This is a genomic window from Kriegella aquimaris (assembly GCF_900103215.1).
Lineage (GTDB): Bacteria > Bacteroidota > Bacteroidia > Flavobacteriales > Flavobacteriaceae > Kriegella > Kriegella aquimaris.
On record NZ_FNGV01000001.1, the window covers coordinates 832,207 to 845,585 of the forward strand.

A 13,379-nucleotide genomic window follows, 5' to 3' on the forward strand; every position below is an offset into this window, starting at 1 on the left:
GAGTATTCTTAATTTTAATCTTTGCGTTTCTGTCGAACGAACCACTCGTAAAGTTCTTCCGTATCATAGGCCTTGACCCATGAATTATGACCCACTCCAGGGTATCTAGTGAATTTTACATCATACCCCATACCGTTCAATTTGTTGACCATATTTTCCGATTCTGAAAAAGGTATCGACTTATCATCCTCGCCATGAAAGACCCAAATAGGCATATTTTTGTCAATCCAGGCAGCATAGGGCAACGGGGCCATACCACAAACTACGGCCATAGCCGCAAATTTATCCGGGTATTGTACTGCCAGCTCCCAAGCGGCACCACCACCTCTACTTAGACCTGTTAGATAAATTCTAGTCTTATCCACCCTATTGTTTTCTATAATGGTATCAAGTAATTGTACTACCGACGTGGTATTCCACCATTTTTTTTTATGAGGATTTTGTGGTGCCAAGATTAAAAAAGGAAATTGCTTTCCTTGAGCAATAAGTTTTGGTGGGCCATTTTCCTTCAAGATACCCAGACTATCCACTCCGGCCTCACCACCACCATGTAAAAATAAGAGCAGTGGAAACTTCTCATCAACTTTTGATTTATAGTTCTCAGGAAAGTATAGGTAATATCTTAAATCTTCGGTAACCACCGTTTCCAGGCGATCTTCAATTAATTGTGATTGCCCGGCGCACCCTTGAACCAAAACCACAAAAACCAAAGTCAGCAAAGAAAATTTCATAGATTAGGCATCAATTTTGGCAATAAGATACACAAAAATAAAAGCTGGCAAAGAAATACGAAGAAGGGACGAAAATTGTCTTTGTAGCAATTTCCATTTAACTCACTACCATCATCAAGATTACTAAAAAAAGAAATGATCCGTTTTGGGGGGAACTCATTATCCACGGACCACTTCTTTACATTAATCTTTTAAAGCACTTTCTAAACCATTATTACAACTATCTGTACAAGGTGAAATGACCTACATAGCGCAATTTACTTTTATCGTTGGCATTGACCACGTACCAGTAATCACCTGTTGGAACATTATTGCCGTCGTACGTACCGTCCCAATTGGTTACCTGATCTAATTCGGCAACTACCCTACCGTACCTATCATAAATTTTCACCTCAATATCTGGAAAGAGGTCTCGGTTACCAGGAAACCAAACATCATTATTGTTATCACCATCTGGTGTAAAGAAATTTGGAATTTCCAACATTCCCGTAAATTCAAATGGAATTGTAACGCTGGCCACGCAACCATTCTGATCGCGGACCTCAACTGTAACAGTGGTACTTTCATTGGTGGTGAATACATTCTCTGTTCCAGTAGATTCTCCTTGGAAGAAAAATTCATATCCCCCAAATCCGCCATCGGCAGTGGCCGTCAGCTCATTGGCAGCTGTTTTTATTGCTGTCAATGTCAATGGGTCATAAGAATCAATAGTAAAGCTCACATTGTTGACACAACCATTTTCGTGGTAAATATAGACGGTGTGGTCTCCTGGCAACAAATCACCCCAAACTCGTTGTGTATCTGCCACATTAATATCATCAATATCTAAAGAGAATAGCAGTTGTGGTAACACGCTATTGTCTTGCATTTCGACCGTTGTTGTACTATTTGGAAAAATACCTTCACAACCATATTGAACGATGGGTTCTGCCATGAGGTCTACGCCCATTCCTATTGTAAATACTTCCGTTGTCGCACAAAGATTCACATCTTGAATATACAGAGCGTAAGATGCTCCACCTTGTAGATTTCCGATAGGTTGTCCATCGTAAGGAGCAAACACACCAGTACCTGTTTCATTTACTGGAGCAATCATCTCTATTTTGTATTCGTAATAAGGTGTAGGACTAACAGAAACATCGTTAAAACGAGTGCCCCCCGTTACATTAAAGGATACGGTTCCATCACTTGCATCGATACACAGCTCAGGAGTTGTTTCTAAATTGGCGACTAGCACACTTTCCGGTTCATGTACTGGAACTTGGAAAATTTGGGGACATCCCTCTGCATCTTGCGCCAGAACGGTATAGAATTCACCTACCGGTTTGGCGGGCAACTCTCTAAACGTAAATACGTTCGGATTAGCTGGGTCACTAAAAAACTCATTGAGATTAGGCCCTATGGCGAACTGAACGAGTCCGGTCGTCGGACTTGTAACCGTCATGGTTATCTCGCCATCATCCGCTCCATTACAAGTTACGTCAGAGCTACTCGGCACAATTATTACGGGTTCAGCCGGAGCAATACTAAACGGACCTTCTACAATACCACAATTCTGGCGGCTGATAACCGAAATCCAGTAATCACCCGGATCTAAGTTTTCAAAAGTACCATAATCTTGCACCCCTCTGCCATTATAAGTTGGTAAAAGTTCTGCGGCAAATGCGTCTGACCCCGGATCGGTATCATAAATACGGAATTCATAAATACCTGTTCCACCATTCGCTATAGCTTCGATTCTTCCATCGACCTCATAGGCGCAAGATATATCAAAAGTTGGGGATGTAGGATCTAACGTAAGCGGGTCGGCATCGGTAATTGTAATACCATTGGTACTACGGGCCATACAAGAACTTAAAGAGCCCACTTTTTGTATTTCAAAACGATATGAAGAACCTATAATACCCGGAATACCCATTTTTACAGGATTACCATCAACTAAATCAATTTCGTCAATTGGCTTCCATGGATCGGCTGGGTTGTTATACTCCCTATATTCATAGATGCCACCTTGTGGATTATTCACTTTGATCTTCATAGTGGCAATATTACCACATGCGGGGACCGAAGTTTGAATCAATGCTGGACTGATCGGTGGAGGTGGTATCACCCTTAACGGCGTTGTGACCGCACTACAATTTGAGGAAGATACCACTTCAATAGCATACCATCCTCCTGAAATCACACCAGTTCCTGAGGCGCCTACAAAATCAGGATTGGCTTGATACCCTGTTGAAGATGCTATATCGGTATTATCATTACTATTTAAACGTAATAATCGGTATTGATATCCCGCACCTGGCACACCACCAAATGCTCCTGGAGTCGAAGTTCCCGGTTCCACAGCAACAATTACGGCATCGCTACCTTGAGGGCACTCAAGTTCTCTTGTTATAATTGCCTCAGCCTCAATCGGCGGAACCACCATAAGTTCCAATTCCATATCAGTTGTACAGCCTTCGATATCACGCACGGTGACGCGGTAGTTTCCACTAGAAAGCCCTGTGAATCTATCGTTAGCTCCATTGGCTGCAAATGTTCCATATGTGGCATGGGGAGAGAAACCACTACCTACCGGATTTTCGTACTCAAGCATAAATTCGTAGCCCGAAGCATCCCATCCGCCTTCCGCTGCGACGGTAATTTCTCCGAGATCATCTGAACACCCAACACGACCGACCTCGGCCATACTGGCAATCAAAAGCTGCTCGCTCGGCGTTCTAATATTAATCAAATTACTAAAAGCCTCACATTTTGGATTTCCAATTTCCTTAACCACTACGCGCAAATTTCCGCCAGGAAGTCCTGAAATGGTTTCCGGATTAGTACTTGTGTTCAAATCTCCCGAACCTAATACAGTTCCAAAAGCACCACCACTAAAACCCGGATCATTTGCATAATAGACATCATAATGATAAGCTCCTGTATAATTCGTAACATTGATACTCAAAGCACTGTCGCTCACTCCGAAACAACTAACAGGTTTTGACTCACTTATTGTAATGGTAGGCAGTACTGGATCAACCACAAAATATGCCTCAATAGGATATGTACATCCACCATTATCATTTATCTGTAATCGATACTCGCCGGCCACCATTGGTAAATCAAATTCAACAAAACTAGCACCGCTGACCACTTGATCTGCGACAAAAGCAGTAGATGAGCCTTGATCTTCAATTGTGAAATCAGTCGACCCGACCACATCGATGCGAATCCGTTCTGGATCCTCGCAGTTCATTGCTGATAGTTGTGTAATCGTAGCCGTTACGGCAGTTGGCGCCAAAACGGTCACAGAATCACTAAACTCGCAACCTTTTGAATCGATGGCATAAATTGTAATAACCTGATCAAATCCCGTATCTACAATCAAGAAGTCTGGACTAGACTGGTAACTGTCACTTAAGTTAATTTTATAACCATTAGGGGTGCCGTTTCCTAAACTTGTCACTACTGCGGATACCGTCGTAGTGCTGAATCGATTTGCACCAGGTTCGCAAACCAAGGTTCCGGAGATGGCATCAATTTCAAAAACTGGTGGTTCATCAATATCAACCTCGGCCACATCGGTACAGTTTCTATCGGTAACCACCTCTACAACATAGGTGCCAAAACCTAAATTCTGAAAAGAGCCCGAAGCATTAGTAGCTATCGGTGTTGGGCTAGGCGGTAAAGGCAATGTTCCACTATATAAATTATATTCCTTTATATTCGGATTAAGGTTGGGATCTGCATCTACAACCAACGATACATTGATACTACCGTCACCGGATCCATTACAAGTGATATCAGTAGCCCCAACATCATCGATTACAGGTTGGATAGGACGCTCTCTAATAATATCATCAACAAGGGCGGTACAATTATTTACACCATCATCTACTAAATTATCAGTTATCTCTACTTGATAATCACCCGGAGGTATGTTCTCGAAAATACCATCATTGTTTGGATCGGTAATATTTATAGGACTACCTAAAAAGTCGTTTCCAGTCAATACATAGGTAAAGTCGCCACTACCACCATCCGCATTGATCGTAATAATTCCATCAGAAGCTTCACATGTAGGTTCTGTAGTATAATCACCGGAAGCCGACAAAACTTGATAGACCTCAGCAACGGCATCTACATCACAACCATTGGCATCTATCACATTGACCGGATAAGAACCTATACTATTCACGGTAAACGTGGCTTGTGTTGGCGTACCTGGTATATAAGCAGGTGTTTGACTAATACCATTCAAAGTAAACGTCGGTGTATCGATATCACCTCCCATTTCGAGCGTAATGGTGAACCCACCGACCGGGGTAGTGACATCACATTGATTATTTACGCTTATTGTTGGAGCAGGCAAATCGGGATTGAGTTGTACTACCGCGGCTGAAATTCTATAGGCGCAATCGTTGAAGTCTTTCACCCAAATATCATAATCGATTCCTGGAGCCAACGCCCCTGGTAACGCTACCGTAGAAGCATCGCTAAAGTCATCGGATGGATCTAATGGTGTCAAGGTTCCATCATTGTCAACCGGGTTTCCTGCTGGAACATAGGCATATAAATATGGACTACCTGTAGCAAATGGGGTTCCTCCACTACCGCGTACCGTTAACTGACCCAGTTCATTACAATTCGCATTTTGATTATCAATAATATCGACTCTTGGAGCATTCAAGATAGCTTCATCTTCATCTCCTGCCGTACAACCAGTTGATTCGGTTACAGCTATTCCATAATGTCCGGATGGTGCTGTAATATCAGAAGCTAGGGTGGTATCGAATGAACCTGTAACATTAAAAACTTCAGCGCCGGTATCTAAATTTGTAATAACAACATCATAAGGTCCCGTACCGGATGAAATGGTATAGTTTAGACCAATATCACCATTTCGACATGTTGCTCCATCTACATCTAAAGTAACTCCAGGCCCTGGTCCATCGGGCAATGTTATGACCTCGGAATAAATACAACCTGTATTGTTATCACGAACATCTACCGTATAGGAAACACCGAATAGCAGACCATTAAAACAATGGTTTGAAGGTGTATTATTGGGAGCTTCCCAGCCAATAACCGGATTTGGATCGGTAAGCCGAATATCATAATCCAAGGGCAAGGTTCCGCCAATAATATCTACGCATATAGTCGTTCCCGAAGGAGTACAAACGACTGGTGGCGGTGGAAAAGTGGGGACAATATCCAAAGTTGTCGAGTTGATGGTAATAGGCTCTATATCGCGACATCCTCTTGAATCCATGATTATAATCTGATAATCACCAGGCACTAAGCTTGGATCAATAATAGAGTCACCAGGAGCAACACCACTTTGACTTAAATATTGGTTCCCAAAGTTATCTTCTATTATTACGGTATAATCAGGGCTCCCGGCCGTAATCGTATTTATAGTAACACCACCTGAAAGTGATCCTGAACCACAAGTAGCATTAATTGGAGTTACTGTCGCATCGGGAGGCCCCAAGGGATCAGCGGCCACTGTAATCGGAATCACCGCAGTAACACAGTTACGATCATCTTTTACGACATACTCATAATCTCCTGCCGCTAAACCAGAATAAATAGTTTGCGAAGAATAGGAATAAATAGCGCCCGGAGTCGGGTCAGGGCTAATATTCGGATCTAACGGATTAGACCTAAGTTCTCCTACAGGTGCAAAAACTACTTGAAATGGAGGAACCCCCGAAGATACAGTTGGTATTATCTCTACAAAACCACTATTTGGATCTCCACAACTCGGACCCTCAATACGATGTGTAGCCATAATATTTGTAGGCTCGGAAAATGTGATAGGCTCAGAAGTCGAAGTACATCCATTGATATCGGTAACACTCACACGATAATCTCCATGCTCTCCATAAGGAACTGTATAGGAAAAAGAACCTGAAGGCAAAGTAACTCCGCTATAACCAGGTACTGCAGCAAAAGCATTGGGAGCAACATCTCTATACTCAATCGTATATGAAGTAGCTGCCAAATTTGATATATCTCCCCCGGTTACGGTAATATCCATTTCCCCATCGCCACCACAAGGAATTTCATTGGCTATGTCAAGGGTAACTTGAATCTGAGGAGGTATGGTAATGGGTAGTAGTTCAGCAGAGCAATTGTTCACATCTACCACTTCCACTGTATAGGTACCTGGTACCAACCCATTAAATGTGGGGCTAGCCTGTAATGAACCTGAATTTATGCGATACTGGTGGCCAGCACCACCACCGGAAGAAGATACCGTAATAGCACCATATTCGGGTGTTGGGGTGGCTATCGGATCGTAACAATACGAAGCACTAACTAAAGAAATGGAGGGAGCTTGTAATGCGGTTAATGTAAACCTGGTTTCAGCCTCACAACCTTCAGAATCTATTACCGTAAGAATATATTCTCCTTCGGCCGTCAAGTTACCAAATGTTCTACCGCTTTTAGGCCCTTGAACCGTAGTTGACGGCGCAGGCCATTCCAAACGATAATTATAACCGCCAAAACCACCATTGGCAGTGGCTTGTACCCTACCCACGTTTCCGTTCTGGCAACTCATTAGCGTCACATCTGGTGTAACGCTCAATGCCGTTGCCGCTTCTACAACATCAAAAGAGGCCGTTGAGGTACAATTGGTATCAGTATCGGTTACGGTAATTTCATAAGTACCTGCCCCAAGTCCGGAAATCGGAATTTCTAAATCACTACTTGTTCCACTAGTAAATACAGTGGTCGTGCTAGCAGGAGGTGGCGTTGTACGGTTAACAGTATAATTATAATCCGATCCTGGAGTATCTATATCAAACCCATCAATTAGAAAAGCTCCGTTGCCATCAGCTACCGAAGGACACACCTTTCTATCTCCTCCTGATTTAACCTGTGCCCTAATGGAACTCAAGCCACCTGTCGTGAAGCTCGCCGGATACACGCAGCCATTAGCATCAGTAATTTCAAATTGATAAGGCGTATCTAAAATAAGCCCATTAAAAACATTCCCTGCCTGCGTAATTGTAGGGCCAGGTGAGACGACTTCATATTGCGCAATAGCTACCGTACTCGTTACATTTATGGTTACCCTGCTCGTACCTGCCGCGCAATCTAGATTGTCTTGCACAAAATCAATGGCAGAGGGCGGATCTGGTTCGTTTACCGTAATAGGCGCCAATGCTTGATAACAGTTGGCATCATCGCGAACATAAGGGATATAGGTACCCGGTGGCAAACTCGGAAAATTAGTTCCCGACTGATAATTTACATTGTCAACACTATACTCGTACCCAGAACCCGAACCACCAGTGGTTGGTGCAAAATCGATTATAGCACCCCCGTTGGCACAGGTATAATCTTGCGTCAAGCTTGCACTGGCAATAAGTCCTCCTTCGGAGGTCACCGTTACGGGAGGCAATGCTAAAACACAAGTAAACCCTCCTTGGGAATATTGTACCTCAATTATATTATAGGTGTCGTCGGCAACTGGTATGATCTGTGAGGAGGTCCAAGGATCGGCCGCATTATTTGTCGCCCTATACTCTAAGTTGAACCCTTTGGGGTCAATGACCGTAAACTCAACTTTTCCTCCTCCGTTGGTACACGTACCTAAAATAGAACTGGCAGTAATATCAGGCGGATCCAATAATGCTACATATTCAGACTTCTCGGCTGTACACCCCTGATCGTCGGTAATATAGAAGGTATAGGTTCCTGAAGCAGTTACATTATACGTGCTTGTACCGGTGAATGTTCCTCCAGAATTCCCACCATCGCTAACAGTATAACTATAAGTACCAGATCCACCAGTCGCCGAAATGTCAATACCGACAGTTTCAACACCCGATGATGGAGGACAACCAAAACTCATTCCATTGGTATCAGATGTTACGGTTATGGGAGACAGACCCGTACCAATCGCAATTGGGTTGCCACTTGTATCGCTATACTGGATCGGGGCGGCAATTCCATTGGGAATATCTTCTTTACATTCGTTGGTTTCAACCTTTACTGCGTAAGTACCTTCGCTTACAGTACTGAAGGTATGTGTATTGCTAGAAATGGTCGAAGTAAATTCTATCTCGGCTCCAAACTCATCCAATAACGTATATACATAAGGGCCGGGTACTTCAGGGTTGACCGCAACATCGATACTTCCCGTTTCTCCACTACAAACGGGATTTGTAAACGTTACATCAATTTCGATATCAACCTGCCTTACCTCAATTACGTCATATAAATATTCACAAACTTGTCCGTCAATATTTAATCTAGCTTGCACCGTATAGAACCCAGGGTCCAAATTGGGGAAAATCGAAGAAGATTGATAAGGACTAAAACCATTTAAACCTTCTCTAATTCTAAATTGATAATTATTAGGTAGCCCCGTAAGCTCTATACGCCCGGGATTATTACAAATAAAATCTTTTTTAGTATACGTTTGATTGATGGTACTCTTTACCACTTCAAAATAATAATAGGCGCCCGAGTCGTTGACACGAACCCTAAATTCAGCTCCCAAAGTGGGTGAAATGGTAGAAGCATCCAAATCAAAGCTCTGGTCTATCGAAACTTGCGTGTAATGGGCATTATTGGTGTTGGGGCACTCCAAATTGGTATCAGCAGGAGCACCTGTGAGCTGTTCCCAAGAAACACTACCATATGGGCTGCCCGATAATGTAATATTTCTATCATCTGAGTCACCACACAGAATAAAGCGGGCAACCATGAAGCCATTGTTGGTACAATTTACGATGTCGTCGGCATCTTCAATAATCGTAGCGAACATGGAAGCGCTCATTGCCGCTTCTGATTTTTGGCTATTCGACACTGCCGACTTCGACAGGAAGCTATCCGACGATTTTTCCGTTACACCCTCCTCCTCGGCATATGGTGTTTCCATATCCAAAACTGAGGTAATCTCCTCAAGAATATCAAAGACTCTGGGGTTAGCTATGGCCGACGTACATATTGCCGAGAACATCAGCAATAGTACAGCATATAGAATATGCCGTGTTTTTTTTGGGAGCATAGGTTAAGTTATATTTAGAAAGAATTTGTTTGATTTGGGAATCAGAACATTCTTTGGCGTAATTATTTATACTTATATTTTTCTCTTTATCTTTAGCTCTTTGAGCCACATTATAATATTACTTTTAACGCTAGATTATGAAAAATAGTATTGTATACCTATGTTTAATAGCTGTATCTCTCAATATATCCTGTGCCCAGGAAACTACAAATCAAGTAGATACACCAAAAAAAACACCTTTTACCGCAGAGCTTTTAGTTGATGGTCTACAAATTCCATGGGGTATGGCTTTTTTACCCGATGGCAGTATGCTCATTACCGAGAAATCAGGGGAATTGATTCATTTCCAAGACGGTACAAAAACAAAGGTTTCCAATGTTCCGGAAACCTATCAAAGAGGTCAAGGTGGACTTCTTGATGTGGCCTTACATCCCGACTATGCTAACAATGGATGGCTCTATATGACCTATGCCTCTTCACAAGGAGAAGAGAAAGGTGGTCACACCGCACTTTCTCGGGCAAAATTGGTCAATGATGCTTTAACGGATATTGAAGTGTTGTATAAGGCTACGCCTAATACAACGAAAGGACAACACTTTGGATCTAGAATCGAGTTCGACAACGACGGTTACCTTTATTTCTCTATTGGGGAGCGTGGTGCGAGAGATGAAAACCCACAAGATATTAAAAGAGATGGCGGTAAAATTTATCGGTTGTTCGATGATGGGCGTATTCCCGAAGACAACCCCTTTGTAGGTACCGATGGTGCCAAAACGGCCATCTATAGCTATGGCCACCGAAACCCCCAAGGATTGGCAAAAAACCCAGGGACCGGAGCAATTTGGGACAATGAGCATGGTCCTCAAGGAGGCGACGAAATCAACATCATTAAAAAAGGAGCAAATTACGGCTGGCCTGTGATTACCTATGGTATCAACTATAGCGGTACGCCCATAACCGACAAAACCGAGATGCCGGGTATGGAACAGCCTTTACATTATTGGGTTCCATCCATAGCACCAAGTGGTATGGCTTTTGTAACTACGGACAACTATGGAGACTGGAAGGGTAGTATACTGGTTGGATCACTGAAATTCCAATATTTAGAGCGATTGATTTTAGAAGGTAATAAGGTGGTTCGCCGCGAAAAACTACTTGCCGATGAAGGCCGGGTACGGGACGTGAAAGAAGGTCCGGACGGACTTATTTATGTAGCCGTCGAAGGCAAGGGCATTTTCAAATTAGTCCCGAACAACAAATAATATTTTTTCGAAATTTTCCGAAACATGGTCGTAAAGCCATTTACCGTAATTATTTAAACTTCGATTTGAGAAGCCTCTTTTCTGAAAAATAGACCCATATCCCAAATGAAAATATTCATTTCCATTTACATCATCTCCATTGCCGGACTCTCTGTGTTTTTTATTCAAGATAATGAACTTGAAGAAAGTATGGCGCGCGGTGCAGAAATATATACGGATTTTTGTGTTACTTGTCATTTGGAAAAGGGCGAAGGAGTAGCATACACCTTTCCCCCACTGGCGGCATCAGATTATATTGCCAAAAATAGGGAGGCAAGTATTCGAGGTGTTAAATATGGCCAACAAGGGGAAATGGTCGTTAACGGAGTTACCTATAACAACGTAATGACACCTTTAGGTTTAGAAGATGACGAAATTGCCGATGTCATGAACTATGTCATGAACTCTTGGGGAAATACCTCTGATACCCTAGTTACTGTCGAGGAGGTATCGGCAATTCAAAAATAATAATTATTGACCTGCATCAAGGGCTGCTTTTACCGAACCATGCTTCTTGAGTAAAATTTCGGCTTCAGTATACGCAATGCCCAATCCTTCGGAAACGTAGCGTACCCCTCTATCTACAAGTTTAATATTGCTTAATTGCATATTGACCATCTTATTGCCTTTTACTCGACCAATCTTAATCATTAAGGCCGTAGAAATCATATTTAGTGCCAATTTTTGTGAGGTGCCGCTTTTCATACGCGTACTTCCTGTTACGAATTCGGGGCCCACGTTCATTGCAATGGCAATATCGGCCAGTTCTGCCAAGGGAGAACCTGGATTATTGGTAATTCCTGCAGTTAAAACTCCATGTTTTTGAGCTTCTGATAATCCTCCCAATACATAGGGCGTTGTGCCCGATGCGGCAATCCCCACTACCACATCATTTTCGGTAACTTCATGAACCATTAAATCTTTCCAAGCTTGCTCGAAGTCATCTTCTGCATGTTCCACTGATTTTCGAATAGCGGTATCACCCCCGGCAATAAGGCCTACTACTCTTTCATGGGGCAGACCGAAAGTCGGAGGAATTTCTGAGGCATCAAGAATCCCTAATCTACCACTTGTTCCCGCACCTATATAAAATAAACGTCCACCCTCTAGAAAACGTTCGGCAAGGGCATCGACCAATTTTGTAATTTGAGGAATGACCATTGCCACGGCATCAGCAACCTTTTTGTCTTCCTCATTCATTTTTTGGAGAATGGACTGGGTATCCAATTGTTCCAAATTGTCATGGTTTGAAGGTGTTTCGGTTATTTTAATATAATTCATAGTAATATAATTGGTGTGTGCAAAGTTAAATAGAAAAGCATAATAATATAGATGTGAATGACCATTAACGAAATTTTCTCGATTCCTAAATAAGAACTTATTCATGTTCCTCCTGAAAACGGGTCGAATTCACACCCTCGGAATTGCGTTGTTCATTTCATTAAATCAAGCGTATATCGTGATTTCGGAAAGGTTTCAACAAATCATTCTCTGGTTCCAATTCGGTAATCATAGTGTTGATGGCATTGATGTCACAAGTCTTATAGCGATGTTGCGAATTCAACTTTTCCGAGATGGATAGCAGCACCGACTTCTTTGATGATTTGATTATCGCTTTTTTTACCTGAACAATATCCCAATCGAATTCTGTGAGTCCATAATAAGAATCAACATATCCAGTTCCTATAAAACTATAGTCTACCCTAATTTCCGAAAGGTTATGAATGGCGTTCGCACCAATAGCGCTTTGCGATTCTCTAGATACTTGGCCACCTACCAAAATTACGGTGATTTTACTTTTGGTAAGCAACTCCATCGCAACAGGCAAACTATGGGTAAAACAAGTCAAATCAAGATTTGTCGGAATCAACCGGGCCAACTCTAAGCAAGTGGTACCTCCATCTACAAAAATCACTCCTCCATCCTTCAGCAATCCCAACGCTTTTTCCGCGATTTTAATCTTGTGATCTAATTTATAAATGTTATCGTTTCGTGTGTTATTCGACCGAAAACCCAATGAAATAGCCCCTCCATGAACTTTCCGCAACTTGTTATCGGCATCGAGCTCTTTCACATCTCTTCTAACGGTATCAATAGATACGTCTAAGGCCTCGGCAATATCGGTCAACAAGATTCTATTATGCAACTCGACCTCACTCAATATGGTTTGATGCCGCTCCTCTTTTAACATACTTTTAAGAATTAAATACACTATATAAAAACAAAGATAGCCAATTAAACGAATATGCTGTTTTTAACAGCTTTTAATTACAAATCACTTAAAAAAAGCATAAAACAGCATACATAGACTGCAAAAAACGGCAAGTAATAAAT

General features: G+C 42.2%; 6 protein-coding genes. 2 read left to right on the forward strand and 4 right to left on the reverse strand.

What is annotated here, in order from left to right:
* Nucleotides 1-14 precede the first annotated feature (14 nt).
* Nucleotides 15-731, reverse strand: coding sequence for a carboxylesterase family protein (locus BLS33_RS03505; RefSeq protein ID WP_089885335.1), 717 nt, complete (start codon nt 729-731; stop codon nt 15-17).
* A gap of 220 nt (nt 732-951) precedes the next feature.
* Nucleotides 952-9,744, reverse strand: coding sequence for a T9SS type B sorting domain-containing protein (locus BLS33_RS03510; protein ID WP_143017565.1), 8,793 nt, complete (start codon nt 9,742-9,744; stop codon nt 952-954).
* 137 nt (nt 9,745-9,881) lie between these two features.
* Between BLS33_RS03510 and BLS33_RS03515 the strand changes: the two genes are divergently transcribed.
* Together BLS33_RS03515 and BLS33_RS03520 are read left to right on the forward strand one after the other, a co-directional pair.
* Nucleotides 9,882-11,006: a PQQ-dependent sugar dehydrogenase gene (locus tag BLS33_RS03515; RefSeq protein ID WP_089885338.1), complete on the forward strand. Its 1,125-nt coding sequence runs from the start codon at nt 9,882-9,884 to the stop codon at nt 11,004-11,006.
* 105 nt (nt 11,007-11,111) lie between these two features.
* Nucleotides 11,112-11,513, forward strand: coding sequence for a c-type cytochrome (locus tag BLS33_RS03520; protein WP_089885340.1), 402 nt, complete (start codon nt 11,112-11,114; stop codon nt 11,511-11,513).
* 3 nt (nt 11,514-11,516) lie between these two features.
* Here BLS33_RS03520 and murQ read toward each other — a convergent pair whose 3' ends face one another.
* Nucleotides 11,517-12,326: an N-acetylmuramic acid 6-phosphate etherase gene (gene murQ, locus BLS33_RS03525; protein ID WP_089885342.1), complete on the reverse strand. Its 810-nt coding sequence runs from the start codon at nt 12,324-12,326 to the stop codon at nt 11,517-11,519.
* Nucleotides 12,327-12,486: 160 nt separating this feature from the next.
* On the reverse strand, nt 12,487-13,236 hold the full coding sequence (locus tag BLS33_RS03530) for a DeoR/GlpR family DNA-binding transcription regulator (RefSeq protein WP_089885344.1): 750 nt from the start codon (nt 13,234-13,236) through the stop codon (nt 12,487-12,489).
* Nucleotides 13,237-13,379 lie beyond the last annotated feature (143 nt).